Consider the following 26,055-nt stretch of genomic DNA (forward strand, 5'->3'; position numbering starts at 1 on the left):
GCCCGGGTGGCGCCGCCGCCCGGCGGACGGCTCCCGCTCCACGGCCGTCCCACGGGGCGGGCGGCTCCGTCAGAGCCAGCCGTTGCGTCGGAAACCGCGGTGGATGACGAAGCAGGCGACCGCCATGACGCCGAGGACCAGCGGGTAGCCGTAGGTCCAGCGCAGCTCGGGCATGTGGTCGAAGTTCATGCCGTAGACCCCGCAGACCATGGTGGGGACGGCGACGATCGCCGCCCAGGCGGTGATCTTGCGCATGTCCTCGTTCTGGGCGACCGTCACCTGCGCGAGGTGCGCCTGGAGGATGGAGTCCAGGAGGCCGTCGTAGGCGCCGATCTGCTCGGTGGCGCGCGTCAGGTGGTCGGCCACGTCACGGAAGTACGCCCGGATCTCCGGCGGGATGACCGGTATCGGCTGCGTGGCCAACTGTTCGAGCGGCCGGCCCAGCGGGGCCACCGCCCGCCGCAGTTCGAGGAGTTCCCGCTTGAGCTGGTAGATCCGGCCCGCGTCGCCCCGGCCGCCGTGCTCGCTGAACACCGCCGTTTCCACGGCGTCCATGTCGCTCTGCACCGCGTCCGTGACGGCCACGTAGTCGTCGACGACGTGGTCCGCCATGGCGTGGAGGACCGCCGCCGGGCCCTTCGCCAACTGCTCCGGCTCCGCTTCGAGCGCTTCGCGGACGGGGCCCAGGGTGCCGCGGCCGCCGTGCCGGATCGTGATGACGAAGTCCGTTCCGACGAAGGCCATCATCTCGCCGGTCTCGACGACCTCGCTGGTCGCGGTCAGCTCTTCGTGCTCGACGTAGCGGACGGTCTTGAAGACGGCGAAGAGGGTGTCGTCGTAGCGCTCCACCTTGGGCCGCTGGTGTGCGTTGACGGCGTCCTCGACGGCGAGCGGGTGCAGGCCGAAGAGCCCGGCCAGCCCGGCGAGCTCCTCCTGCGAGGGTTCGTGGAGGCCGATCCACACGAATCCGTCGCCCGCCTTGCGGACCCGGCGCAGGGCTTCGTCGGCCTCCGCGCAGCCGTCCTGACGGACGCCGTCGAGGTAGACCACGCAGTTGACGACGGCACTGCCGAGCGGGGAGCGGGCGGGGTGGCTGAGGTCGACGGCCCGTCGGTAGCCGCGGCGCACGGCCCGGCGCAGGCTGCTGAACATGGACAACGGCGTACTCCCCTTCGGCGGATCAGCGGCCAGTCTGCCACCGTCGCGGCCGGCCGCGGCACCGCCCCGCATCGGGAGCCCCGCATCGGGAGCTCCGCGCCGACCGGTGCGACGGCCGTCAGCCGCGGTCCACGAAGACGCTGGTCGACTTGACCCGGGCGGTGGCCCGGACACCCACCTCCAGGCCCAGTTCCTCGACCGCCTCCCGGGTGAGGAGGGACACGATCCGGTGCGGTCCGGCCTGGATCTCGACCTGGGCGTCGACGGTGCCGAGGAGTACGCCGGTGACGATGCCCGGGAAGGAGTTGCGCACCGAGGTGGACGCCGCCTCCTCGCCCTCCGCGCCGTCCTGCGCGGCCTCCACGCAGAACGCGGCCAGGTCCGGCCCGTCCACCATGCGCCGGGTTCCCTCGCGCCGGGTGGGGAACCGGTCGGCGTCGGCCCACCGGCGGGCGGTGTCGACGCTGACGCCCAGCAGTCGGGCGGCCTGGCCGATCGTGTAGGACTCCATGGCGGAAGCCTAGGGCCTGGTGCTGTGGCCGCCGCCGGCCGGGACGTCCGGCGGGAGCAGGGATTCCATTGCCGCGGTCGCGACGATCGCCGCGACCGCGGCCAGCGCCGGGGAGTCCAGCTTCCACTGTTGCCAGTACAGCGGTACGTCCAAGGGCGGCGCGGGTTCCAGCGGCACCAGCGCGCCCGTCTCCAACAGGGGCAGGGCCTGCGGCTCGGGGACCAGGCCCCAGCCGAGCCCGGCGACCACCGCGTCGCGGAACCCCTCCGAGGTCGGGATCCGGTGTCGCGCGGCCGAGGCCCCGGCGGCGCCGCCCGTCAGGGCGCGCACGTAACCGTCCTGGAGCTCGTCGCGCCGGTCGAAGACGATCACCGGCGCCTCGCCGAGGTCCCTCGCCCCCGTCAGGTGCCGGGCGACGAAGGCGGGGCTCGCCACGGGCAGGTAGCGGGCCAGGCCCAGCGCCCGCACGGTGCAGCCCGCGACCGGGTCGGGCGAGGAGGTGACGGCGGCCATCACCTGCCCCTCCCGCAGCAGCGCCGTCGTGTGCGCCTCGTCCTCCCGGTACAGCTCGAAGCAGACCGGCGGATCCCGCGGCACCCGGGTCAGCGCGGGCAGGAACCAGGTGGCCAGCGAGTCCGCGTTGACCGCGATCGGCAGGCGGACCGGGCCCAACCCGTCGGCCATCCCCATCCCGAGTTCGGCGCGGGCGTCGCGTTCCAGCCGGGCCAGCTGCCGGGCGAACCGGATGACCACTTCCCCGGACTCGGTGGGTCGCACGGGCTTCGTCCGCATGAGCAGGACCCGGCCGGTGCGCTGTTCCAGGGCCTTCACGCGTTGGCTGACGGCGGACGGGGTGACGTGCAGGGCCGTCGCCGCCGCGTCGAAAGTGCCCTCGTCGACCACCGCGAGGAGCGTACGTACCTGTTCGAGGGGAAGTTCGTCCATCACGAACGCTAAGGGTACGTAAAAATCTTTAGCTGTACTCACGCCACGCCGTTGCCTAACGTCGATCACATGAACCACGGCATCACCACAGCAGCCCTGGCCGGCTTCGGCACCGGCCTCTCCCTCATCGTGGCCATCGGCGCGCAGAACGCCTTCGTCCTGCGCCAAGGCGCGCGCCGGCACGCCGTGTTTCCCGTCGTCGCCATCTGCGCCGTGTCCGACGCCCTCCTGATCGCCCTGGGCGTGGCCGGGGTCGGCGCCTTCGTGACCGCCTGGCCGGCCGCCCTCACGGCGGTCGGGATCGCCGGCGGCGCCTTCCTGATCTGCTACGGACTGCTCGCCGCGCGCCGGGTGCTGCGCCCCGACCCGGGTGCGGCCCTCGGCACGGGCGGCGGCGCCTCCGCCGGGTCGGCCCGCGCGGCGGTGCTGACCTGCCTGGCCATGACCTGGCTCAACCCGCACGTCTACCTGGACACCGTCCTCCTGGTCGGGTCCCTGGCCGCCGAACGGGGCGACCTGCGCTGGGCCTTCGGCACCGGGGCGGTACTGGCCAGCCTGACCTGGTTCGGGGCACTCGGCTACGGCTCCCGGCTCCTCAGCCGTCCGCTCTCCCGGCCCAGCGCCTGGCGGGTGCTGGACGGACTGGTCGCCGCGACCATGGTCACGATGGGCGGGATGCTGCTCGTCCGGGCCTGAGGCCGGCGCGCCGCCCGCGCCACCCGCGCCGCCCGCCGCCCGAAGCGGCCCCGGTGGCCGCGGTGGCCTGCACGGCTCCGGTCCCCCGGAGGGCCGATCCGGGACACGTGGCCTGCCGCCGACGGCGCCGCCGTACGGATGCGGTAGGTACTGGTGCTGTACCGATGCGCGGACCCACCGCGCTCCGCGCGACCCCTGGAGCAACAGCCGTGCCCGACCGCCCACCCCCGACCTCGGCCCCGACCCCGGCGCCCCGGCGTTCGGCCGAGTCCGTGCGCGCCTACTACGCCGACCTGCCCTCGCCCCTGCTGGCCGCCACCGGCGTCGTCCTGGACGCCCGCGGGAAGGTCCTCGTACTGACGACCTCGTACAAGGACGACCTCGAACTGCCCGGCGGCGCCGTCGAGGACACCGAGACGCCGGAACAGGGGCTGGCCCGGGAACTGAAGGAGGAGTTGGGCCTGACCGTCCCGGTCGGCCGGCTGTTGGCCGTCGACTCCTGTCCGCCGGGCGCCCTGGGCCGTTCCCTCGTCGCGCACGTGCACCTCGTCGGCCCGCTCACCGACACCGAGGCCGGCGCCCTCGCCTTCCCGGACGGCGAGGTCACCCGGGCCGACTGGCTCACCCCCGAGGAGGCCGCCGCCCGGCTCCCCGCCCGGATCGCACCCCGGCTGCGCGCCGCGCTGGCCGCCCTGTACTCCGGTTCCCTCGCGCACCTGGCGGACGGGGTTCCCCAGCCGGGCTCCCCCGCCGGCCTCGACCCGGCCGACCGCGCCGCCCTGGAACACGCGGGCCGGTTCGACGCGGCCGGGCACCGCGCGTCCCGTCCCAAGGCCCTCACCGCGGCGAACGTCCTGTTCACCGACGGGCACGGCCGCGTCCTCCTCGTCCAACCCGGCTACGGGGCCCCGAACCGGTGGCTGCTCCCCGGCGGCGGCGTCGACAGCGACCTCGGCGAAACCCCCCGGGCGGCCGCCGCGCGGGAGGTCCGCGAGGAAACCGGCCTGGACCGCGCCCCCGGCCGTCTCCTCGGCGTCAACTGGTCCCACCGCCCCGGATACCCCGCCCGGGTCCGGTTCCTCTACGACGGCGGCGTCCTCGGCGCCGCCGAACTCGCCGGGATCCGGCTGCCGCCCGACGAGCTCGTGCGCTGGCGGACCGCACGCCGCAAGGAACTGCGCGGCCTCGTCAAGGGCTCGCTGCGCCGCCAGATCAAGGCCTGTCTCGACGCGCTCGCGGACGGCACCGGGCCGCTGGAACTCCACGACGGGCGGCGCGCGCACCCGGACTGACGGGCGGCCATCGCCGCGCCCCGGCGTCGCGCCGCCCGGGCGCGCCGCCTACGATGCCGACATGCGTACGTGGGCGGGGCGAGCGGAGGGTGCCTTCGGGCTGCGCGCCTCCCTGCTGCTCGTCCTGGCGGTGCTGACCGGCCTCGTCGCCATGCACGGCCTGGGCCCGGCCCCGCTGGCGGTGGCCGCCCACGCCCCGGCCCACGGAGCCTCCGGGGATTCCGGTTCCGGGCACGACACCCCGACGGTGGTGGACGTGTCGGCCGAGCCGTGCGCGTGCGTCCACGCCGGTGATCCGCAGGACGGCCCCGGCGGTCACGCCGAGCACGCCGACGCCACCTGCGCCGCCCCCGGCACCAGCGGCCCGCCGGTCCTGCCCGAGCCCGCCGTCGCGCCGGGCTCGGCCACCACCGCCGCGGCCGGCCCGTACGGCGTCCTCACCGGGGCGACGGCCTGCGGGCGCGCCCCTCCCTCACTGAGCGAACTCCAACTCCTGCGCGTATAGGGCTGCCCCCGCATGCCCGGCCCCGGGCCGTGTCGTCCCGTGACGACCCGCTCGTCCTCGACGGCCCCGTCGTCCTCGACGACCGCCCTGTGGTCGGTGCCCCTGCCGACGAGCCCCCATCCCCCAGCACGCCCTTCCGCGCGTGCCGCAGCACAGGAGTAGCACCACCATGACCGCTCAGCGTTCGCTGTTCCGTCGTACGTCCGTCGTCGTCGCGGCCTCGGCCGCGGCCCTCGCCCTCACCGCCTGCGGCGGTGGCGACGGCGACCGGGCCCACGGCGGCCACGGCTCCTCGCCCACGGCCTCCGCGACACCGTCCGCGTCCGCGGGAGCCGGCTCCACCGCCCCCGGGGGCGAGAACAACGCCGCCGACACGGCCTTCGCCCTCGGGATGATCCCCCACCACCGGCAGGCCCTGGAGATGGCCCGGCTCGCGCCGACCCGCGCGGGCTCGGCCGAGGTGAAGAAGCTCGCCGAAGAGATCGAGAAGGCCCAGGACCCGGAGATCAGGACCCTGTCGGGTTGGCTGGTCGCCTGGGGCGAGCAGGTGCCCGCCGAGGGCTCCGGGCACGGCGGGCACGACATGGCCGGGATGATGACGGCCGAGGAGATGGACGGCTTGAAGAAGAGTTCCGGCGCCGCCTTCGACAAGGCGTTCCTGGAGCTGATGGTCAAGCACCACGAGGGCGCCGTGGCCATGGCCCGGACCGAACAGGCCGGCGGGGCGTACGGGCCGGCCAAGGAGATGGCCGGTTCGATCATCGGCTCCCAGAGCGCCGAGATCGCCCGGATGAAGTCGCTCCTCGGCGCCGGCTGACCCTCCCAGCCGACGGACGGACGCGGCCGGTCCCCGAACCGGCCGCGTCCCCGCCCCGGGTCAGGGCCCCGGCGCCGTGCTCACCGGGTGAGCAGGTGGGAGAAGAAGCCGATCGACGGGTCCTCCGGGGTGCCGACGAGGAGCGCCCGGTCGAGCAGGCCGTTGTTGTACTCGCAGCTGGTCTCCGGGAGCATCACGCAGGCGTGGCAGGCGGCCAGGTTGGTGCCGCCGGCGCCCGAGGTCTCGGTCTCGACGCAGAGCGGGTCGGCGGAGCACCATTCGGCCTGGTGGACGGCCGAGCGCACGGCCTGGGCGAGGCGGTCGGTCTCGCCCTGGGCGACGAGGCCGCCGAGGCTGCCGGCGGAGTCGCTGGTGGCCGTGTAGATCAGTACGCCGGCCATGTCGTCACCCGAGTAGATCCGCTCGCGGAGCGAGGCGGACGGGTAGCCGGAGTCGAGGCTCCATCCGTCGATCATGACGTGCGCGAAGGTGTGCAGCAGGGCCATGCGCGGGGTGGCCGGGGAGACCGGGACCCGTGTGGGGTCCGAGGCCCGTTCGGTCAGGACCCGCTGGTGCCGCTGCCGGATCCGTTCGACGCGTTCGGCGACTGCGGGCTGTTCGGCCCAGGCGTCGATCCTGTCCTCGTCGAGCCGCAGGAAGACCCCTTCGCCGTGGACCTCCATGGCGGGCAGCCAGTCGGTGGGGGTGAGGGAGAGCTCCGCCTCGTGGCCCTCGGAGGAGGTCTCGGGGTCGATGACGCGGGTGAAGGCCTTGAGCGCGCGGACCTCGCGGAGCTTCTTCACGAGCATCGGGATGGCCAGGCCCAGGCCGGTCAGCGGCTTCGCGTCACCGGTCGGGGGCTCGCAGACGAACTGCTCGGTGCGGTGGTCGGATCCCTCCGCGTGGCCCTCGCACAGCCGCGCGTACTCCAGGTCGCGCAGGGCGCGGTAGCGCTGCTCCTGGTCGACGTCGGGGTTGTCGTCCCCGGTGGTGTCCTCGGCCTCCATCGCCGCGAGCAGTGTCATGACCTCCTCGGGGGTCACCGGGGGCGGGGTCCCGTCGAAGATGTACTTCAGGTGGATCTCGACCTCGGTGAGGGAGGAGCAGGTCCGGAGCTTGTCCCAGTGCTTGTCCAGGGCGTGCGCCCGGGTGTCGCTCCACGGCGGGATGGACAGGGCCGAGCGGAGCACCGGCTGCCACACCGAGGAGGAACCTCGCTGGAGGGTCCGGGGGGTCCGGGAGCAGGGGAGGTCGGGGGCGTCCCGCAACCAGGGGCGCTTGCCGTCGCAGCGGATGTTCAGGTCCTTGAGGGCGCCGCTCCGGAAGGAGCCCTCCATCGACACTTCCGGCACCCCGCAGGAGCAGGAGAGGACGACCGATCGGAGCGATGAGGTGCGGCCCGAGGACGCCAGGGTCATCCGGCCCCCGCAGAAGCCGGCCCGGCCGTCGCCGCGTCGGCCCCGGTGCAGCCATTTCCAGTACGGGAAGTCGGCGAGGTGTCCGTCCTCGCAGGCCACGACGAACCGGGACGGCACCAAGGGCTCGGAGCACTCGGCGCACTCGTTGCGCCCGGGCGGCGAGTTGAACTTCCGTACGTGGTCCAGGGCGTGGCACTCGGGGCAGTGGTGCCACAGCGGGAACCGGCGCACGCGGACGCCGTCGCGGCTGGCGTCGCCCGAGGCGGGCGGGAGGCGGAACCGGCGCACGCCCAGCACTCGGGCGAGGCGCGGCTCGTGGATCACGGGGGCTTCGTCGCGGGGCCAGTACTCCTCGGCGGAGTCGATGCCGGAGACGATGAACGACTCCTGCTCCACCGCGATCAGTGATCCGACCCCGTAGGTGGTGATGGCCTGGGCCCGACGGACGGCGCCCCGACGGGGCAGGCCGCGGGCCGGGGTGGCGGAACCGTCGGCACGTCGCCGACCGCGGGAGGGGGGCGGGGTCATCGGGATGCCTCCATGAACAGGGCGGACTCGGCGTCGACGTCGCGCAGGGACCACAGGGTCTCCCACGCCTCGACGTCCTCCATGGCGTCGTTGTAGGGCTTGAGCAGCGAGGGGACGTTGCGGCCGCGCTTCGGTTCGTAGTAGAGGCCGCCGTGGACCTCCGCCTCCGCGTACCACCAGTCGACGAACTCGTCGAAGGCGGCGGCCACGTGGGCGACCTCCTTGGCCGCCGTCCTCTCCGGCGAGACCCTCTTCACCCGTTCGAGGATCTCGGGGCGGATCCTCTTCCTCAGTTCGTCGACGAAGAGGTCGATGTTCCCCGCGGCGTCGTCGGCCCGGGCGGCGGGGATGAGGATGCGGGCCAGGGCGACGACCACCGCGTGCAGGCCGCGGTCACGGGCGCGGGCCGAGAAGGGCGTCACCGAGGTGGACTCGACCTCGCGGTAGAGGGCGGAGTGGAAGTGCTGGAAGTTCTCGTAGTGGGAACGGTCGCGGGAGCGGCCCGCGTTGAGCATCACGGCCACCAGGCCGGGGTGTGCGCGGCCGACGCGGCTGGTGGCCTGGATGTACTCGGCGGTGGTCTGCGGCTGGCCCATGACGGCCATCAGCCCGAGGCGGTCCACGTCGACGCCGACGGCGATCATGTTGGTGGCCAGGAGCACGTCCACCACGTCGCCGCCGGGGAGCCGGCGCTCGATCTGTTTGAGGCGGGTCGGGATGTCGCTGGCGTCGACCCGGCTGGTCAGCTCGGAGTGGTTGGCGACGACGCGGGCTCCGCAGCCGTCACGATCGGCCAGGTGCTCCAGGTGGTCCACGACGTCGTCGTGGACCTGAAGTTCGGCGGCGGACAGCAGGCGCAGGCTGTTGAAGTAGCCGACGAGCGTCCAGTACGCGTCGCGCACCTCCTCGGTGGTGTCGGTGCGCATCGCCTGGTGGAGCAGGGTGGCGTAGGTGCGGATCAGCAGGGTGGACTGGCTGGTGCCGGGGGCGAGCAGTCCCACGTAGCGGCGGGACGCCTTGTCGCGCGCGGGGGTCTCCACGGCGAACCAGGAGTCGCGGGAGTCCAGGCCGGCGGGCGGGAACTGTCGTACGTCGCGGGCGAACAGGGCCTTGCCCTGTTCGGCGGCGCGGCGGATGGTCGCGGTCGAGGCGATCACCTTGGGCCGGTCGGCGAGCAGGTCGACGGCCGTCTCGTACAGCCCGGTCAGCGTGCCCAACGGGCCCGAGATGAGGTGCAGTTCGTCCTGGACGATCAGTTCCGGGGGCGGGGTGCCGTCCTCGCGGTCACGGTTGAAGAGGGCTGCGGTCCGGGCGCGCCACGGCATCGAGGCGAACTTGTCGACGGTGGCGATCACGAGGGTGGGCCGGGCGTGGTAGACGGTCTCGTCGACGAGGTGCACGGGCAGCCCGTCGGCGAACGCGCAGCCCGTGCCGGGGCAGCGCACGTCCATCCGGACGGCCTCCCGGTCGACGGCGTAGTTGTGGGCGTCGAGGGCGGTCCCGCACCAGGGGCAGGCGTGCAGTTGGACCGGGTTCTCCTTCTGGAGCACCTTCCCGGAGCGGGCCGCCCCGAGCTGCGCGGAGGTGACCTCAAGGGTGTTCGGGGTGGCGGAGCGGCCCACCCACATGCCGACGGAGATCTCCTCGTGGCCCAGTTCCCCGGGGTCCTCGCGGCGCATCCGCTCCATGGCGCAGATCAGGATCGCGGCGCGCTCGAACTGTTGGAGGGTGAGGAGCCGCAGCGTGTACCGCATCAGTACGGTGACGCCCGCGCCGGCCGCGCCGAGGCGCATCCGGCGCAGGAAGGTGGTGAGTGCGATCAGGCCCAGGTACGCCTCGGTCTTGCCGCCGCCGGTGGGGAACCACAGCAGGTCCGACACGCCCCGGTCGGGGTGGTTCGGGTCGTCCACCCCGGCCAGGCACAGCAGGACGAAGGCGATCTGGAACGGGCGCCAGCGCGCCGAGGTCAGGTCCGGTTCGCCGACCCGACCCTCCTTGACCCACGCGCTCCGGGCCCGCTGGGTCGCCATCGCCCGGTTCGCCAGCCGGAACGCCCGCATCAGGTCGGGTTTGTCGCGCAGCAGCGCGATGCCCTCCCGGAGCCGTTCCAGGGCCAGCCCGCAGGACGTGACCTGGGCGGACGCGGCCTCCTCGTACGAGGTTCCGGTCAGCGCCGCGGCTTCGGCGCGCTTGCGCGCGATCCACCTCTCGTACCCCGCCGCCAGCCCTTCCAGAGCGGCGAGCACCTCGCCGTCGGGGGCCTCGGCGAGGCCCAGCATGGTGAGGGCCCGGTCGTCGATGTCCGGGTTGGAGTCGGTGAGCAGCACCTCGTGCGCGGGGACGAACTCGGTGCGGACCTCGGCCACCCCCGCGCGCTCCACGTCGGTGACGCCGACCGGGGGCGGGGTCCAGTCCCACACCGCCGCACAGCCGTGGCCGGTGGCGAAGGTGGGCGCGTGCCGGTGCAGCAACCGGCTGGTCTCCAGCTCCGGGTCGACGGCGGACAGGGTGACGGGACGTTCCACGAACGCGCTCGACCCGTTGGCGGCGCGGACCGTCAGCCCGGTCTGGAACAGGGCGAAGGCGTCCTGGAGTTCCCGCTCGCCGACCTTCTGGATGTTGACCAGGGTGACGGTGACGGTCACGGTGCCGGTGTGCCGCGCCGGGCGGCGCACGTGCACTTCGAGCCGGGCCGTCCCGTCCATCAGGTCGCGCGACGCCCCGCGGCCCGGGTAGGTCACGTCGACGGGGGTGTCGGGCAGGTCCAGTTCCACCCGGCGCCAGCGTTCGCGCTGGTCGGAGGTGGTGCGGGCCTCGCTGCGGCGGGCCGATACGGTACGGCCCTCGGCGTCCTGCGGCTCGTACGCGGCGGCGCGGGCCGAGACGACGATCTCCCGGCACACGGCGAGGTCGACCGCGAAGGTCAATCCCACCGTGGACGGACGCCGGTCACCCGCGTTGGGCCGCTCGACGGCCGGCGCGGACTCGTCGAGGTGGTCCGCCCCGGTGACGGGCTCCTCGTCCAGGCCCTCCTCCTCGGCGGCGTCCTCCTGGAGGCGCAGGCCGGCCGCGGCGTCCGCCGGCCGGGGGAAGAGCACGCCCATGGGGTAGCGGGTGATCGGGGCGTCGTGCTCCAGCACCTCGGCGCGGTCCTCGGCGCGGTCGTGGGCTTCGGGGCCCAGCAGCTCCCTGCGGAGCCGGGCCACGAGGTCCTCGCGGACCTCGTAGTGCGCGGCGTGCCGCCCTGCGTGGATGGTCATCGCTACTCCTCCTGGGCTCCGGCGGGACGCCGGAACCGTCCGATTCCACTGATGCGCGGGGCGATCCACACCCCGTGGGTGCCCAGGCCCGCGTTGGCCCCGGCGGCGGTGCTGCCCGCGACCGACTCCAGGCAGTCGATCCGCAGGCCGCAGATCTCCGCGGGCCAGCGGATCTCCCAGGTCGTGCCGACCTTCAGCGTCGAGTACAGGTCGCTCCTGAAGGCCTCGGAGGCGTCCCCGATCTCCCGTCCGTCGTGCAGCAGCGCGTACCGGGGGCTCTGCCAGGGGCCCATGGGGAGGTCGTCGCGCAGTCGGAACGTGACCGCGTCCCCCGGCCGTACCCGCTCCAGCAGGTACCTCTGGGCGTCGGCGGCGTCGTTCGGGGCGTCGGCGGGTTCCACGGCGGACACGTCCGCCGCCCGTACCTCGACGCCGTCGCGCCGCCACTTGTGGTGCTGGTTCGGGACTCCCCGGTACCAGCGGCCGGTCGGCTTGTGCTTGAGGACCGTCACCGTCTCCGGCGGGGCGACCCGGTACAGGTCCTCCCGGGCCCTGGTCATCGCCACGTAGAGGGCGCGCGTCTCGGCGGGGACGTCGAGGTCGATGGTGCGGCGGCGCAGGTCGGCCACGGTCGGCGGGGTGAGCAGCACCACCCGGTCGAACTCCAGGCCCTTGGACCGGTGCACCGTGGACACGACGAGCCGGGCCGGTTCCGGGTCGGCGAGCTCGTCGGGGAAGCGGCGCTCCACCACCAGCCCGCGCAGCCGCGCCACGTCGAGCGTGCCCCGGCCGGTGCCGCGCGCCGCGACGCGCAGGGCCCGCCAGACCCGGTCCGGGTCGGTGCCCTCGGGCAGCGGCATCCCGCCCAGCAACTCGCGCAGCCGCGTCTCGGTGAGGGTGGCGGCCGCAGTGCGGCGCAGCAGTTCGGCGGCCCAGTACGGCACCGGCCGGTCCTGGAGCGAGCGGCGCAGGGCGTGCGGTACGCCTCGGGTGTGCAGGGACTCCGAGACGACCAGCGCCTGCCGGTTGTCGCGGGTCAGGATCGCGCAGGTGCCGGGGTAGGACCTCAGCGTGTCCAGGGTGAACGAATCGTCGAGCGGGCCCAGGTCGGGGAGGTCGAGTAGCAGCGCGCGCAGCTCGCCGTGGAGCCGTTCGGCAGCCGCGTCGGCGCCCTCGGGGGCACTGCCGATGCCCTGCAGCGCGTGGCCGAGCGGGAGCGCGGTGCGGGCTTCGGGGGTGACGGCCCGGAAGTTTCGCGTCAGCCGCAGCTCCACCAGGTCCTCGGCGTACGAGGCGCGCACCCAGCGGAGGAAGAGGTCGGCGCGGTCGGCGTACTCCTCGGGGTCCTCGATCTGGAAGTCGTAGATCGCCTGGGCGCCATCGCCGACAAGGGTGAACCCGCAGGATTCCTGGAGGCGGTCCAGGAGCGACTCCACCATCTCCCGGCGCGCTCCGACCAGGTCCTGCACCTCGTCGACGATCACGTGGGCGGGCGGGCCGGACTCCAGGGCGTCCAGGGCGCCCTTCTCGATCGCGTCGGTGGCCGCCCTGATCCGCTCGTCGAAGGAGAGCGCCGACCACTCGCCGTCCGGGTGTGCCTGCACCAGCAGGGAGTACGCCCAGGAGTCGAAGGTCTGCACCCGCACCCGCCGGGCGTGCTCGCCGTGGCGGGCGATCCGGTCCCGCAGCTCGCGGACGGCCGCCCGGGAGAAGCTGAGGACCAGCAGGTCGGAGGCTTCGAGGGCCTCGTCCGGGTCGGTGTGCCCCACGAGTGCGTCCATGCGGCGCACCAGCGTGTGGGTCTTGCCGGCGCCCGCCCCCGCGGTGACGAGGAGGCGGGTGTCCCAGGGCTGCTCCACGACGGCCCGCTGCTCGGGGGTGAGGAGCGGACCTTCCTCGGGAGAGAAGGTCACTTCTTGCTCCACAGGTGCTCGAACTTGGTGAAGGCGAGGGTGGTGTCGAAGTTCCGGATGTTGTCGCGGACGTTGAGGATCAGGCAGGTGTCCTTGCCGCCGTTGCGGGGACCGCGCAGGCCCCGTCCGATCATCTGCTGGTAGACGTTCGGGCTGTAGACGGGTCGGGCGACGACCACCGCGCGGGTGGCGGGGGCGTCGAATCCCTGGGTGAGGACGCCGTAGTTGGTGAGCACCCGCACGCTGCCGTCGCGGAACTCGCGGACGCGGGCCCGGCGGTCGTTGTCGGAGGTGGTGGAGTCCACGGAGGACGCGGAGATCCCCTGGTCCTTGAGCCGGGCCGCGAGGTACTTGGCGTGTTCCACCGAGGTGGCGAACACCAGCACCGGCCAGTCCGCGGGCATGGCCGCGATCTCGGAGACGATGCGGCGGCTGCGGTCGTGGTCGTCGGCCAGGCGCTGTTCGGCGGCCTTGGACAGCAGGCTGAACTGTTCGGTGCTCTGCCGCTCCTCCCGGCTCAACTCGATGGTGCCGCCGGTCAGTTCCCGGTGCTCGACCTGGGCCAGCACGCCCAGCTCCTGGAGGTGCCGGTAGGGGTCCCCGGAGGGGAAGACGCCCTCGTCCAGCCGGCGCGCGCCGAACCGGTTGACCAGGCGGCCGGTCTCCTCCTCGTTGTGGCCGCGGAACGGGGTGGCGGTGAGGCCGAGCAGGTGTCGCTCGGTCCTGTGCTGGGTCAGGCCGAGCAGCGTCAGGATCTCGGTGTAGCGCGGGCCGGTCGCCACGTGGGCCTCGTCGACGACGACCAGCGCCGCGTCCCTCAGCCAGCCGTACCGGTCGTTGTCCAGGCACGACTGGAGTTTGGCGTCGGTGGCCACGACGAGCTGGGGCCCGTCGGTGACCGGGGCCGCCTCGTTGGAGGTCCACAGCCGGTTGATCGTCAGTCGGGTGCGCGCGCCGGCCTTGCTCCAGACGAACTGCCAGCTCTGCACGGCCTGCTCGCACAGTTCCTCGGTCTGCGCGATCCACAGGATGGGGCCCTTGAGTTCGCCGGCCTGCTTCACCCAGCGGATGACGGCCTCGGCGGTGACGCGCGTCTTGCCGGCGCCGGTGGGCAGCGACAGCATGGCGCGCTGCGGTGCCAGCCGGTCCAGCATCTCGAAGATGTTGAGGGCGAGCCGTTCCTGGTAGTCGTGCAGGCGCGGGAAGTCGCGGGGGCCCTCCACCATGAGGCTCTGGTCGAGGGTCGGTGCCCGGTGGCCGGCGAAGGGCGCCGGCAGGCCGAGGTCGGCGACGAAGGAGACGGCCGCCGAGCCGCCGGTGTAGGACGACGGGGCGGTCGGGAAGCGCTCCAGGATGTCGCGGGCGTGGGTCTTGAGCACGGTGTCGCCGTGCGCGTTGAACGCCAACTGCGCCGTCCGGCGCCCCGTGGGTTCCCGCCCGCCCAGTTCCTGGGTCTCGGCCTCCATCAGCCCGGCGGGCAGCCGGTCCCGCAGGGCCTCCGCACCGATCAGCAGCTCCAGTTTGGCCGTCACGTCCGAGGCCTCGCGGATCGCCTTGAACGCGGACCGCACCTTCTCGTCCTGCTCCTGGCGGACCTGCGCCTCCAGCACCGCACGACACCCGGCCTCGCCCAGCCGCAGGCCGATCTCACGGTCGACGGCCCGGAGCGCACCGAGCCGGTCCAGCGAGTCCAGAACCTTGATCACGTTGCCTTGGCGGGCGCTCTCCAGGGACCTCGGGCGGGCGCCGTTCGGGGTGCGGACGACCTCTTCCAGGGTGGAGCACCGCAGCAGGGAGTACGTACCGACGGAGGCTCCCATCCGCTGGCGCAGCGTCGGGAACTCCTCGGACAGCGGGACCGCGGCCACGCTCGACTCGTGGCGGGTCTCGCGGCTGACGACGTCGTCGTGGCGGAGCATGCCCCACTGCTCGACCATGAGGTCGGCGGAGCCCCCGTCCGGCATCAGCAGCGCCGGGACCCGCTCGGCCCGCAGCGAGCGGTACTCCTCCGGGTTCGCGGCGACGGCGATCTCGCCGTCCTCCCGGGTGTCCCAGGCGTCACCGACGCGGCAGCGGGTCAGCGATCCCTCGGGGAAATCGATCTCCAGGCGGGTCAGCAGGGCGTAGGTGGACCCGACGAACGCGTCGTCCTCGCTGGCCTGGAGCTTGCCCAGGAGCTGCTCCCACTGCTCGGAACGGACCTTCTCCACGCTGTCCGCGAGGCGCAGCTTCCGGGCCTTCTCGACGCTGAGCGAGGTGACCGGGAGCACGTCGCGGTAGGCGGCAAGCTGCGGCCCCACGGCCTCCTTCAGCGGCTTGACGCCCTGCGAGGTCTCGACCCTGCCGTGCCGGGACAGCATCCAGCGGATCGGGGACGGGGCCTGCTGCCGGGTGGCGACCTGCGCGCCGATCTGCAGCGTCCAGTTCTCGATCACCCCGTCGTCCGGCAGCACGCGCAGGAACGCCGCGCGGGCCTCGTCGGAGAGCCGGGTGAGGAGGTGCAGGGGGCCGCCGACGGCCGTCCCCTCGATCTTGGTGCGGGCCAGGGTCGGACGGCTCGCCCGGTTGTCGAGCTTGCGGCAGTACGCCGCGTGCATGGCCTCCCGGTACTCCTCGAACCAGTCCTCTCCCTCCGGGCGGTGGCCGGCGCTCGGGCGTTCCCGCAGGCCCACCTCGCGGAAGAAGCCGGTGTCGTCGGAGTGGAAGGCCATGTCCACCGCGATCGCGGGGTCGCTCTGCGCGGTGACGACGGCGCCGGGCAGCATGCAGTCGCGCATCGTGTGGAACCGGCCGTCGGCGGTGCGCACCATGAGGGTGCGCGTCGCGTCGGGCACCCGGCTGATCACCTCGTGTCCCACGGCGAGGGTGCCCGCCTGGTGGAAGAGGTCCCAGAAGCGCTGCCATTCCCGCGGGCCGTAGGAGCCCAGTCCCTGGTCCAGGACGCTCAGGAAGCGGCCCCGGACGTCGGCCTCCTGGATGCCGAGGACGGTCAGCGCGGAGGACAGCGACGGGTCCTCGGACAGCGCGCGGTCCACGTAGACCAGCGACTCCGGCAGGCCGTCCTCCTCGGTGCGGCGGAACACCTTGCCGCGTACGGGGGCGACGAGGCCCTCCTCCTCGGTGAGCACGATCCGGGCCGTGCACGCCAACGGGGCGCAGGCGGCCTTCGATTCGACCATGTCGGCGACGATCCGGATCGCGGTCTCCGACGCCGCCGCCGTACCGTCGGACACGAGGGCCTCCAGCCATTCGCGCACCGTGGCGCGCGGCTGTCCGGTCGCGGCGAGAACGTGCTGGATCTTGCCCGATCGCAGGTCGGTCGCTTCGACCGAGGGGTGCACCCAGTTACGGGGACGGCCGGCGTAGGAGTGCCAATTGCGCAGCCAACGGTTCTGCGAGGTGTTGTCCGGTCCCAGGTCGGGGTGGATGCTCAACTCGCCGGGCGTGCGCAGCACTCCGTCCTGGTCCGGCAGGGACGGGTTGACGGCGGCGGCGGCCCAGATCTGCTCGGTGAGCAACCGGTCGGCCCAGCTGATCACCTCGGCGCCCTTGGCGCGTCCCGGCAGCAGCGGGAGGTACGCGCCGGGGTCCTCGGCGGGGGCCAGCTCCGGCAGGGACGCGATCACGAGCCGGGCCGCGACCTGGATCATCTCGGTGTTGAAGGGCGAGGAGTCCAGCAGGTTCTGCCGGTCCTCGTTGGTCTTCCACGCGCCGTTGAGGATGCCGCTGAGGGTCATCTCGTACTTGGTCGGGAAGAAGGACCAGAACCGCCCGCGGCCACGGGCGTCGGCGGCGCTGAGCAGTCCGGTGCGCTCGTCCCGGCGGTACTCGGGCACCGCCCAGGCCACGTCGATGGAGAGGCGGTCGTGCAGTTCGCCGGCGTCGCGGCGGGCGGCGGCGGTCGGTTCGTGGGTCCGGGTGAAGACCCGCCACTTGGAGTCGACGGGCGGCTTGCCGGTGCGCTCCTCGTGGATCGCGCGTCGGCTCCCGTCCTGTTCGCCCCTGAGGGTCCGGCGGGCGATCGGGCGGGGTCGACGGTCCTCCAGGGTGACCTGGCCGACGTGCGGGGAGAACAGGTGGAACCCTGCCGGGAACTCCTCCCGGACCTCGTGGCTCGCCTTGGCCTGGTGGCCGTGTATGTCCTTGCCGAGGCGGTCGGCCGCACCGTCCAGAAGCGGCATCCGGACCACCGTCGTCGCCCATCCCAGGAGTTCGTCCAACACCTGGTCGTGGAGGCGTTCGGCGTCCATGTCGAGCTCGCGGGCCATGCGCAGCACGGGCGCCTCGAACCCCTCGCCCAACCGCTCTCGGACTCCTGGCACGTTGTGGATCTGCGCGTACGACCAGGCCCGGTCGAAGCCGAAGCTGCCGGTGCGGCTGAAGAACTCGGGGGTGTCCGTGACCACCAGGACCGACTTGACGCCCACGCCGAACCGGCCGATCTGACCGCCGCGCTTGCGGGACATGCTCATGCGCAGGATGGTCTCCGCGCCCTCGGCGGTCACCGGGTTTCCCTGGTTGGCGCAGTAGAGGTGCCTGTCGGTGAGGACCACGTGGATCCGGCCGCCGGGCTCGTCACGGATCTCGTCGGCGGCGTTCTGGACCAACTCGAACAGCTGGCGGTCGCCGTAACCGCCCTGGGTGATGCGGCGCTCGCCGTTGGCGTGCTCGGGGATCAGGCCCGGGTCGACGCGGTAGGTCTCCAGAACGCGAAGGGACTGTTCGGTGACGGTGCGGATCACGGGGGACTGCGAATCGGCCACGAATGGTTCCACTTCAGGACGAAGGGGTGGACGGGGAGAAGAACGGTCGGTGCTGTCAGCAGGCAAAGTGCGCGGGAAACAACGATGGCGACGCGCTGGCGGCTGATCCGGTTCCGTTCCGGTCCGTGCCACGAGCGGGGGCGAAGAGGGCACAACTGTGCCCAAGAGGAAGGTGGTTGGGCCCGATGTTCACGGGGTGGCCGAGATCAACTCAACCATGTGTCAACGCCGTTGGGCAAGAGGCTTCGCCTCGGCGGCGCCACCCCCGAAGCCCCCGACATTCAGGGCGTTCCCCCCGGAACCGGACAGCCCCAATTCCCTTTTCACACACGCCGACAGACCTCGACCCGACCGATCGCCCCACCTGTCAAAGAGAAATTGACAAGCCGGCCCTCCGTCAACAGCCGTGCGGTACGGTGACTTCCACCCAGTGGATCAAGTGGAAGCAGGTGGCACGTGAGGGCGGCTGAGGAGTTCGGTCCCTGGCTGGCACGCCAGCTCAAGAACGCCAGGAAGAGCCAGACCGAACTGGCGGAGGAACTGGGCATGACCCGGGCCGCCGTCTCGGCCTGGATCGTCGGCCGTTCCGTCCCGCGCGACGACGCCATCCGGCGCATCGCCGAGATCCTGCGGACCGACCTGGAAACCATCCACACCCGCAGCACCGACGCCCAGGCCGGGTTGCCCGTCTCCTGGTACCACCGGCCCGGTCACCGCGACGGTGGCCGCGAGTACGGCAACGCGGCGGCGTTCGCCTTCGAGGCCGACGTCTCGGTCCTGGCCCGCGAGGCCACCCAGAACAGCCTCGACGCCCGCCTCGACCCTGCCGAACCCGTTCGTGTCCGCTACACCCTGCACGAGCTGACCGGGGAGGCCCTCGCCCGCTTCCGCGAGGCCATCGACTGGGAATCGCTGCTCCCCCACTACGAGGCGCTCACCGACGGCAGCGTCAAGCAGGGCAAGGTCTCCCGGACGGTCTCGGCCGGACTGCGTGACATGTACCAGCACGACCGCCTGTTGCTGCTCCGCGTCGACGACTACAACGCCACCGGCCTGACCGGCGGCGACTACGACAACGGGCTCTTCGCCGCCGTCGTCCGCCGACAGCTCGACAGTCACAAGAAGGACGCCGGAGCGGGCGGCTCGTACGGCCTGGGCAAGGCCACCCTCTGGGCCAGCAGTCGACTCGGCCTCGTACTGATCAACTCCACCCTCTCCGAACCGCACGAGGGGCGTACCGAGCGCCGCGTGATCGGCCGGCTCGACCTTCCCTGGCGCCAGGTCGAGGGCGAGGAGTTCGCGGGCCCGGCCTGGTTCGGGCGTCCGGACCCGGACGCCAGGGCCGCCGACGTGGCGCGCTCGTGGTGGGCCGACGAGGAGACCGTCGAGCAGCTCCACCTCACCCGGGAGAGCGCCGCGCCCGGCACGTCCTTCCTCATCGTCGGTGCCCACGACGTCGCCAGCCTGGCCCCCGTCACCGGCGGCGCCGACGACGAGGAGAGCACCGAGGACGACGACTCCCTGCACCGCATGCACGCCCGTCTCGTCGAGGCCCTCGGCCGCAACTTCTGGGCCGCGATGACCGGTAGCGGCGACCACAAGCCGCACCTGGAGGCCTCCGTCCGCAGCTGCCGCAACGGCGAGGTCGTCATCGCCGAGGAGCGCGTGGACCCGGTCGTCACCCAACCCTCCCGCACCCGCGCCCTGCGCGCCTTCCTGGAGGGCAACACCGTCGAACGCCTCACCGCCCCCGGCCAGGTGGCCCGCGCCACCGTCCCGCTGAACGTGCCCCTGCACGGCGGCCAGGTCCGCGGCGGCGTGCCCCACGAGGCCGTGCTGCTGATCACCCATGCCGAGGACGCCGACGGCCGACCCAACCGACTGGTATCCATGCGGGGCAACCGCATGACCGTCAAGGACAGCGCCGTCACCAACGTCCCGATCGGCACCAACGCCTTCCAGGCCGTCCTCCTCACCGGCCGCGCCGCGGGACCGGACGCCCCCGGCGCCGAGCACGCCGAGGAGTTCCTGCGCGCCTCCGAACCGCCCGAGCACAACAAGTGGGGCCAGACCGAGGAACTCCGCCTCGCCTACTCGCCCTCCGCCCACCGTCGCATCACCGCCCTGACCGCGGCCGCCAACAATTCGGTGCGCGAGCTGGTCGCCGTGCCCCGGGCCAAGCGCCGCAGCGGCGGCGAGGCCAAGATCGCCGGGCGGCTCAAGGTCGGCGGCGGCGCCGCGAAGAAGGCGCGTCCCACCGGGGCCGCCGTCCTGCCCGAGCTGGACAACGTGGACGCGCTGGTCGACGAGACCGGAGCCTGGTCGGTCACCGTCGACCTCCGGGTGTCGGCGGGCGTCGACACGGACCGCCCCGTCACCCCGGTCGCCAGGTTCGACGTGCGCTCCGGCCCCCGTCCCGGCGCGCACTGGAAGGAACTCGTCGCCGTCAGCGGTTGCGAGGTCGTCGACGGTGCCCTGCGCCTGACCCCCGGCGTCCGCAAGGCCGTCTTCCGGGGGGTGACCGACGAGGCCCGCCACCCGGTCCGGGCCCAACTCACCGGGCTCATCGTCGAACTGCGCACCGGAAAGGGGGAGCAGGCGTGAAGGTCTACCCCTACCGGCGGCTCACCGGCAACGTCTCCTGGCGCGTCGACAGCGCCGCGATCAAGTCCGAGGGCGAGCCCTGGGAGGAGATCGAGAGCAAGTACGTCTCCGCCGTCGAGCGCGTCGTGGCCCTGGGGCCCGACGAGGACCGCCCCGACTGGGACAGGGCCCGGCTCCGTCTCTCCGTCGGCCTCCCGGCCAAGGCCGTGGAACCCGGCGGGCCGTGGCAGGACGTCAAGGTCGTCGCCGTGCTCACGGAGCGCGCCACCAACACGCGCACGGCCGTGGAGTTCTCCCCGGCCTCCGACGACGGCCGCGAGCGGACCGCGGAGCTGTACCTGCACCGCTGCGACCTGCTGGACCGAGCCTCGCTCGACGTCCACGTCGTCGCCACCGTGGACGGCGTCCGCGGCCGGGTGATCGCCACCTCCGACACGGAATGGTTCGTCGACGTCATCGAGGCCGCGCCGTCCCTCGCCCGCGAACTGGACGTCAAGATGGTCGGGTTCGCCTCGGGGGCCGGCCGGCTCCAGCGCTACAAGGACTCCCCCTGGGTCATCGACACGACGGGGCGGATCCCCCTCGTGCGCGTCAACACGGACTTCGACGGGCTCGGCGACCTGATCGGCGCGGACGGCGGCAACGGGGCGGAGAAGACCGTCCGGGAACTCCTCCTCGCCCAGATGTGCTCCGACGTCTGGACCGCCGTCTTCCATTCCGCGGTCGGCGAGTTGGAGGTCGAGGAGGACGACACCCCGCTCTTCCCGCACGGCTGGCAGGGCGAGGTGCTCCGGGAGATGCTGCCCGACGTGTACTCCGACCGCAGCCCGGAACAGGCCCTGCGCGAGGTCCACGCGGCCCGCACGGGCGTCTCCTCGACCGGTTGGGGGGAACTCCAGGCGCGGATCCACTTCGCCGCCTCGCGCCGGGCGGGCCTCCCGCGGACGCTCTCCACCACCATCCGCGACCTGGAACGACTCACTCAGGGGGACGACGCATGACCGACCGGCCCAGCTTCTTCCCGGAGCGACTCGCGCTGCTGCCCAACGCCGAGGCCGCGGAGTTCCTCACCGAGGGCCTGCTCACCGGCCGTGAGGACGTACCGAGCATCAAGCTCAACCAGGTCACGGAGCCGCTGCCGCACTCCGACCGGCGCGGCGAGCTGCTCCCCGTGCGGGATCTCGCCGAGGACGCCATGGCCTACTGCCGGGCCCAGGGGCTCAAGGCGACCCAGGCCGACGCGTGGCTCGCACCCCGTCTGCACGCCGCCCTGCGGATCACCCGCCGGGAGGCGGCCGACCCCGGCTTCTGGAACTACCTCGCCCTCGGCGTCGCCCCCGACTACGCGGTCTGGCGGCACCTGGCGGAACCCAAGGACGGCAAGGTCGCCAAGGTGGCGACGGAACGCTTCCGCGGCCAGTACCACAAGCAGGCCTTCGCCCGCCTCTGGTGGGCGGCCGAGCTCTTCCGTGACGGCGGGGACTACGCCCCCGTCGTGACGGCCTGCGGCAACCAGGACATCTTCAACACCGCCCTGCGGATGGCCGTGGTCAACCACCGGCCCACCGCCCAGGCGATCGTCCGGCTCGTCGCGAAGGGCGTGATCACCACCGGCCGTGAGGTCAACGCCCTGGTCGGTGCCGTCAACGCCTCCGCCGCGACCCTGATGTACGACGTGATCGCACCCGACGCCGAGCGGGAGTCCCGCCCGCTCCTCGACTGGATCGACGAGGCGGAGGACGCCCGCCAGGTCTCACGCACCGAGCTCCCGTCCGGCCCCGCCGAGGAGCCGGCGCCGGAGCTTTCCGTGAGCACCCTGGTGGACTACTTCTCCGACCTCTTCGCGGACGCTCCGGCGGAGGCGGCCTCGGCCGCGGCCGAGGACTGACCTTCGGGCCTCGGGCAGTTGGGGCCACAGCCGTCCGGGGACCCGCACCCCTCCTTGCGGAGGGTCGCCCGGTCCTCGGCGGCCGCCTCGGGCCAGTCCTCCCGCAGTCTTTCCTCCGGCGGGAGCGGCAGGGCCAGGGCGGCGGCGAGGACGTGCATGCCGAAGAGCGGCGGCACCGCGTTGCCGACCTGCTGCGACTTGTCGCCGCCCGACCAGGGGTAGTTGGGCGGGAAGGTCTGGAGGATGCCGGCCTCGGAGATGCGCAGCCGGTCCGGCGTGTGCGGGGTGCCGTCCGGGTGCCGCACGGCGTTGCGGGAGACCTTCCCCGTCACGGTGAACGACGGCTGCCGGTCCGTGCGGATGCCGCGCTTCTTCGGGTCGCCGCCGCTGCCGTAGTTCGACACGATCTCGAAGGGTGCCCGCCGGCCCCCGGGGCGCCCGTCGTCGTCCTTGAGGACCTCGCCCATCGAGACCCATGGACGCAGCGGCCGGCCGCCCTCGATCCCCGCCGCCGGCAGTTGGTCCCGGCCGTCCGGGGCCGCTGCCGTCCCGTCGTCGGGGCCGCCCCGCAGCGGCTTGTGCGGGTTGTAGGTGTGATGCGTGGCGCGGGGAAGCGGAGGGGTCCCGTGCCCTTCGAGCCGCGCGATCAGGATCGTGCGGCGGCGGGTCTGCGGGACGCCGTACGCCTCGGTGGGCAGGGTCTCGACCTTGGCGACCTTGTACAGGACCTTCGTCCCGTCCGGGTGGGGCAGGCCCGCTTCCAGGGCTTCCCGGTAGACGTCCCACAGGGCCTTGACCGCCGGCACCTGCTCCAGGACGATCACGTCGAACGGTCGCCCCGCCCGGTTGCGGGAGCCGAGGGCCGCGATCGCGTACCGGAGGGGCTCCAGGACCAGAGCCGTCCTGGGGTCGCCGCCCAGCTCCTTCAGCTGGGCGTCGATCTCCTCCTCGGGAACGCCGCTCACCAGCGCGTGAATGACCTGCTTGACCTCGTCCAGCGCCTTGCGCCCCGCGCCGCCGCCGGCCACCGAGTAGGTCTGGCACGGCGGACCGCCGGCCAACACGTTCAGCTCCTCGGGGAGGTCCTCGAACCTCTCCCGACGCACCGCGCTGACGTCCGCGTGCCAGGTCCGGAGCCCGGCCTTGTACCGCGTCTCGCAGGCGTCCTTGTCCCACTCGATGCCGAGCGAGGGCACGTCCAGCATGTGCGCGGCTATGTCGAGCCCACCCGGACCGGCGAAAAGGTCCAGAATGTACGGATTCTCAAGGAATCTGGCGGCGGCGTCCGTGCTGGTCATGTGGCGAAAGTTTAGCGTGCGGCCACCCGTGCGACCGACGTGGTCACGAGGACCACTGCACCGCCCACGAAGGCGACTTGGGATCGAACCGCTCCCCCGCCGCGCCACTCGCCCCCGCCCGGCCCGGAAATGCGTCAGGGCCATCGAAAGATGGCCCTGAATTTCGCAAATGTCCGACATCACTGTCGGGACGACAGGATTTGAACCTGCGACCCCTTGACCCCCAGTCAAGTGCGCTACCAAGCTGCGCCACGTCCCGATGCCCGTTGACCTGGGGTTTCCCCTGGTTGAACTGGCAGGAGAACAATACCGCACTTCACGGGGTGCTCGCGCGCCTTTTGCGACGAGGCCGGATCCGACACCTTCGACGGACACGGGGCTTGACCTCAAGTTCGGTTGAGGTTGCACGGTTCCTGTATGACACAGGCAACTGCGGACCCGGGGTTCCGCCATGAGGACCTGGGCGCACTCATCGCGCTCATGACGGGGGCCGAGAAGCACGGGCCCGCCGCCACTTCGACGCTCGACGTGCTGTGGGTGCTCTACGACCGGGTGCTGCGCGTCGGGCCCGACCGCGTCGAGGAGCCGGGGCGCGACAGGTTCCTCCTCTCCAAGGGGCACGGGCCGATGGCCTACTACGCCGTGCTCGCCGCCAAGGGGTTCTTCCCCGTCGATCGGCTGAGCGGTTTCGGGTCGTACGACTCCCCGCTGGGCCACCATCCGGACCGGACCCTGGTCCCCGGTGTGGAGATCGGCAGCGGCTCGCTGGGGCACGGGCTGCCCCTGGCCGTGGGGAGCGCGCTCGGGCTGCGGGCGCAGGGGCTGGACGACCCGGCCGTGTGGGTGCTGATCGGCGACGCCGAGCTCGACGAGGGCAGCAATCACGAGGCCATCGCGTACGCCGGCTCGGCGGGCCTTGAGCGGCTGCACACGGTGGTGATCGACAACGATTCGGCGACCCACGGCTGGCCAGGCGGGATCGCCTCCCGCTTCGAGGCGGCGGGCTGGTCGGCGGTGACCGTCGACGGACGGGACCACGCGGCGCTGCACGCCGCCTTCACCGCACCGCATCCGGGCCGGCCGCACGCCGTCGTCGCCCGCGTCGAGAAGAAGTTCTGAGGGAGGGGACGTCATGGACACCATGCGGGAACGGTTCATCTCGGTCACGTCGCGGTTGCTGGAGGAGGACCCCCGGCTCGCGCTCGTGCTCGCCGAGATCACCATGGACGGATTCCGTCCGGCCCAGCAGCGGCATCCCGACCGGGTGATCAACGTCGGGATCAGGGAGCAGTTGTTGATCGGGGTGGGCGGAGGGCTGGCCCTGACGGGGCTGCGGCCGGTCGTGCACACCTTCGCCAGTTTCCTCGTGGAGCGGCCCTTCGAGCAGATCAAGCTGGACTTCGGCCACCAGGGCACGGGCGGCGTACTGGTCAGCTCCGCCGGCAGCTACGACTGGCCGGCCGGCGGGTTCACCCACATGGCACCGGGGGACGTGGCCCTGCTGGACACCCTCGACGGCTGGACCGTGCACGTGCCGGGGCATCCGGACGAGGCCGAGGCGCTGCTGAGGCACGCGGGCGCCGCCGGGGACGACAAGGTGTACGTCCGACTGTCGCAACAGTCGAACAGTTCCCCCCGCCCGCTGGACGGCCTGCGCTGGCGGGCCGTACGGGAGGGACGTGCCGGGGTGGTCGTCGCCGTCGGACCCCTCCTCGACAACGTCCTCGCCGCGACCGAGGGGCTGGACGTCACCGTCCTGTACGCCGCCACGGTCCGGCCCTTCGACGACGCGGCCCTGCGCGCCGCCGTGGGGCGTGCCGGGGCGGACGTGGTGCTGGTCGAGCCGTACCTGGCGGGCACCTCCGCGACGGCGGCCGGGGCCGCCCTCCTGGACGTCCCGCACCGGGTCCTCCCGCTCGGGGTCGGGCGTGCCGAGCTCCGCCGGTACGGGACGATGGACGAGCACGTCGCCGCGCACGGGCTGGACGCCGGCTCGCTGCGGCGGCGGATCACCGACTTCCTCCGCTGACCGCCCGGGGGTCGGGCCCCGTCAGCCGCCGCCCAGCTCCGGGTGGGCGGCGGCGAGTCTCTTCGGGGCCGCCTGCCGCCAGGAGTCGGTCAGGATCCCGCGCAGCTCCCCGGCGTCCGCCACGGCGGCGAGCCGGACCCGCAGCCACGCGTAGTTGTCGTCGTGACCCTCGCGGAGGAAGAACTTCTCCGGCTCGGCGGCGATCAGCTCGGCCCGGTCCTCCTTGGGGCACTTCACCCCGATCGAGGTGTCGTCGTCCGCGAGGGAGGCGAAGACCTTGCCGCCCACCCGGAAGGTCGGCATGCCCCAGGCGAGCTTCTCGCTGCTCTCGGGCAGCGACAACGCGATCGTCCTGACGTCGTGCGCCGTCGTGGCCATACCGGTGACCCCTTTCCCTCGATCCCGCTGTTTCCCTCGATCATCCCCCGCT

18 protein-coding genes and 1 tRNA gene are annotated in these 26,055 nt (G+C 72.8%); 9 read left to right on the forward strand and 10 right to left on the reverse strand.

Annotated features, from left to right (window positions below; all coding sequences use genetic code 11):
• Positions 1-69 precede the first annotated feature (69 nt).
• From corA to NOD94_RS26395, 3 genes are all read right to left on the reverse strand, one after another.
• On the reverse strand, positions 70-1,152 hold the full coding sequence (corA, locus tag NOD94_RS26385; RefSeq protein WP_281208605.1) for a magnesium/cobalt transporter CorA: 1,083 nt from the start codon (positions 1,150-1,152) through the stop codon (positions 70-72).
• Between the two features lie 124 nt (positions 1,153-1,276).
• The gene (locus NOD94_RS26390) at positions 1,277-1,669 is read right to left on the reverse strand and encodes a TOBE domain-containing protein (protein ID WP_281208606.1); all 393 of its coding nucleotides are present in this window, start codon (positions 1,667-1,669) and stop codon (positions 1,277-1,279) included.
• Between the two features lie 9 nt (positions 1,670-1,678).
• Positions 1,679-2,614 (reverse strand): LysR family transcriptional regulator ArgP, encoded by a 936-nt coding sequence (locus tag NOD94_RS26395; protein ID WP_281208629.1) that lies wholly within the window; start codon positions 2,612-2,614, stop codon positions 1,679-1,681.
• 69 nt (positions 2,615-2,683) lie between these two features.
• Here NOD94_RS26395 and NOD94_RS26400 point away from each other — a divergent pair, with 69 nt between their 5' ends.
• From NOD94_RS26400 to NOD94_RS26420, 4 genes are all read left to right on the forward strand, one after another.
• Positions 2,684-3,310, forward strand: a complete 627-nt coding sequence (locus tag NOD94_RS26400; RefSeq protein ID WP_281208607.1) for a LysE/ArgO family amino acid transporter — start codon at positions 2,684-2,686, stop codon at positions 3,308-3,310.
• A gap of 209 nt (positions 3,311-3,519) precedes the next feature.
• Entirely contained in the window at positions 3,520-4,602 is a 1,083-nt protein-coding gene (locus NOD94_RS41475; RefSeq protein ID WP_348652354.1) for an NUDIX hydrolase, read from the forward strand.
• Positions 4,603-4,663: 61 nt separating this feature from the next.
• Positions 4,664-5,107, forward strand: coding sequence for a DUF6153 family protein (locus NOD94_RS26415; RefSeq protein WP_281208608.1), 444 nt, complete (start codon positions 4,664-4,666; stop codon positions 5,105-5,107).
• A gap of 169 nt (positions 5,108-5,276) precedes the next feature.
• A complete protein-coding gene (locus NOD94_RS26420) occupies positions 5,277-5,924 on the forward strand; it encodes a DUF305 domain-containing protein (protein ID WP_281208609.1) in 648 nt (215 codons plus the stop codon).
• 80 nt (positions 5,925-6,004) lie between these two features.
• On the opposite strand, the gene NOD94_RS26425 is transcribed toward NOD94_RS26420, so the two are convergent.
• Genes NOD94_RS26425 through NOD94_RS26440 form a run of 4 tightly spaced genes read right to left on the reverse strand, consistent with a single transcriptional unit; the run spans position 6,005 to position 17,806 of the window.
• Positions 6,005-7,870, reverse strand: a complete 1,866-nt coding sequence (locus NOD94_RS26425) for a DUF1998 domain-containing protein (RefSeq protein ID WP_281208610.1) — start codon at positions 7,868-7,870, stop codon at positions 6,005-6,007.
• Positions 7,867-11,130, reverse strand: a complete 3,264-nt coding sequence (locus tag NOD94_RS26430; RefSeq protein WP_281208611.1) for a helicase-related protein — start codon at positions 11,128-11,130, stop codon at positions 7,867-7,869. Before NOD94_RS26430 ends, NOD94_RS26425 begins: the two co-directional genes overlap by 4 nt.
• A 2-nt stretch (positions 11,131-11,132) precedes the next feature.
• Entirely contained in the window at positions 11,133-13,043 is a 1,911-nt protein-coding gene (locus NOD94_RS26435; RefSeq protein ID WP_281208612.1) for a UvrD-helicase domain-containing protein, read from the reverse strand.
• Positions 13,040-17,806: a DEAD/DEAH box helicase family protein gene (locus tag NOD94_RS26440; protein ID WP_281208613.1), complete on the reverse strand. Its 4,767-nt coding sequence runs from the start codon at positions 17,804-17,806 to the stop codon at positions 13,040-13,042. Before NOD94_RS26440 ends, NOD94_RS26435 begins: the two co-directional genes overlap by 4 nt.
• Positions 17,807-18,262: 456 nt before the next feature.
• Here NOD94_RS26440 and NOD94_RS26445 point away from each other — a divergent pair, with 456 nt between their 5' ends.
• Genes NOD94_RS26445 through NOD94_RS26455 form a run of 3 tightly spaced genes read left to right on the forward strand, consistent with a single transcriptional unit; the run spans position 18,263 to position 22,298 of the window.
• On the forward strand, positions 18,263-20,410 hold the full coding sequence (locus NOD94_RS26445; RefSeq protein ID WP_281208614.1) for a helix-turn-helix transcriptional regulator: 2,148 nt from the start codon (positions 18,263-18,265) through the stop codon (positions 20,408-20,410).
• Positions 20,407-21,411: a hypothetical protein gene (locus tag NOD94_RS26450; RefSeq protein ID WP_281208615.1), complete on the forward strand. Its 1,005-nt coding sequence runs from the start codon at positions 20,407-20,409 to the stop codon at positions 21,409-21,411. The genes NOD94_RS26445 and NOD94_RS26450 overlap by 4 nt, the downstream gene beginning before the upstream one ends.
• Positions 21,408-22,298, forward strand: a complete 891-nt coding sequence (locus NOD94_RS26455) for a DUF6339 family protein (RefSeq protein WP_281208616.1) — start codon at positions 21,408-21,410, stop codon at positions 22,296-22,298. Before NOD94_RS26450 ends, NOD94_RS26455 begins: the two co-directional genes overlap by 4 nt.
• Here NOD94_RS26455 and NOD94_RS26460 read toward each other — a convergent pair.
• Both NOD94_RS26460 and NOD94_RS26465 read right to left on the reverse strand, forming a co-directional pair.
• Positions 22,235-23,596, reverse strand: a complete 1,362-nt coding sequence (locus tag NOD94_RS26460) for a DNA cytosine methyltransferase (protein WP_281208617.1) — start codon at positions 23,594-23,596, stop codon at positions 22,235-22,237. The two genes, NOD94_RS26455 and NOD94_RS26460, sit on opposite strands and share 64 nt — an antisense overlap.
• 185 nt (positions 23,597-23,781) lie before the next feature.
• Positions 23,782-23,855, reverse strand: a tRNA-Pro gene (locus tag NOD94_RS26465).
• A gap of 158 nt (positions 23,856-24,013) precedes the next feature.
• Here NOD94_RS26465 and NOD94_RS26470 point away from each other — a divergent pair.
• Positions 24,014-24,715 carry a transketolase gene (locus tag NOD94_RS26470; RefSeq protein WP_281208618.1) on the forward strand — a complete coding sequence of 234 codons (702 nt, stop codon included), beginning with the start codon at positions 24,014-24,016 and terminating at the stop codon, positions 24,713-24,715.
• 13 nt (positions 24,716-24,728) lie between these two features.
• Positions 24,729-25,625: a transketolase C-terminal domain-containing protein gene (locus tag NOD94_RS26475; RefSeq protein WP_281208619.1), complete on the forward strand. Its 897-nt coding sequence runs from the start codon at positions 24,729-24,731 to the stop codon at positions 25,623-25,625.
• Positions 25,626-25,646: 21 nt separating this feature from the next.
• Here the strand turns inward: NOD94_RS26475 and NOD94_RS26480 are convergent, their stop codons facing one another.
• Positions 25,647-26,003 (reverse strand): MmcQ/YjbR family DNA-binding protein, encoded by a 357-nt coding sequence (locus tag NOD94_RS26480; protein ID WP_281208620.1) that lies wholly within the window; start codon positions 26,001-26,003, stop codon positions 25,647-25,649.
• Positions 26,004-26,055: the final 52 nt, after the last annotated feature.

The organism is Streptomyces sp. Isolate_45, assembly GCF_024721315.2.
Classification (GTDB): domain Bacteria; phylum Actinomycetota; class Actinomycetes; order Streptomycetales; family Streptomycetaceae; genus Streptomyces.

Excerpts from the sequence above, each read along its gene's own strand:
- corA (WP_281208605.1), bottom strand. The coding sequence starts at position 1,152 with ATGTTCAGCAGCCTGCGCCGGGCCGTGCGCCGCGGCTACCGACGGGCC.
- NOD94_RS26390 (WP_281208606.1), bottom strand. The coding sequence starts at position 1,669 with ATGGAGTCCTACACGATCGGCCAGGCCGCCCGACTGCTGGGCGTCAGC.
- NOD94_RS26395 (WP_281208629.1), bottom strand. The coding sequence starts at position 2,614 with ATGGACGAACTTCCCCTCGAACAGGTACGTACGCTCCTCGCGGTGGTC.
- NOD94_RS26400 (WP_281208607.1), top strand. The coding sequence starts at position 2,684 with ATGAACCACGGCATCACCACAGCAGCCCTGGCCGGCTTCGGCACCGGC.
- NOD94_RS26415 (WP_281208608.1), top strand. The coding sequence starts at position 4,664 with ATGCGTACGTGGGCGGGGCGAGCGGAGGGTGCCTTCGGGCTGCGCGCC.
- NOD94_RS26420 (WP_281208609.1), top strand. The coding sequence starts at position 5,277 with ATGACCGCTCAGCGTTCGCTGTTCCGTCGTACGTCCGTCGTCGTCGCG.
- NOD94_RS26425 (WP_281208610.1), bottom strand. The coding sequence starts at position 7,870 with ATGACCCCGCCCCCCTCCCGCGGTCGGCGACGTGCCGACGGTTCCGCC.
- NOD94_RS26430 (WP_281208611.1), bottom strand. The coding sequence starts at position 11,130 with ATGACCATCCACGCAGGGCGGCACGCCGCGCACTACGAGGTCCGCGAG.
- NOD94_RS26455 (WP_281208616.1), top strand. The coding sequence starts at position 21,408 with ATGACCGACCGGCCCAGCTTCTTCCCGGAGCGACTCGCGCTGCTGCCC.
- NOD94_RS26460 (WP_281208617.1), bottom strand. The coding sequence starts at position 23,596 with ATGACCAGCACGGACGCCGCCGCCAGATTCCTTGAGAATCCGTACATT.
- NOD94_RS26470 (WP_281208618.1), top strand. The coding sequence starts at position 24,014 with ATGACACAGGCAACTGCGGACCCGGGGTTCCGCCATGAGGACCTGGGC.
- NOD94_RS26475 (WP_281208619.1), top strand. The coding sequence starts at position 24,729 with ATGGACACCATGCGGGAACGGTTCATCTCGGTCACGTCGCGGTTGCTG.
- NOD94_RS26480 (WP_281208620.1), bottom strand. The coding sequence starts at position 26,003 with ATGGCCACGACGGCGCACGACGTCAGGACGATCGCGTTGTCGCTGCCC.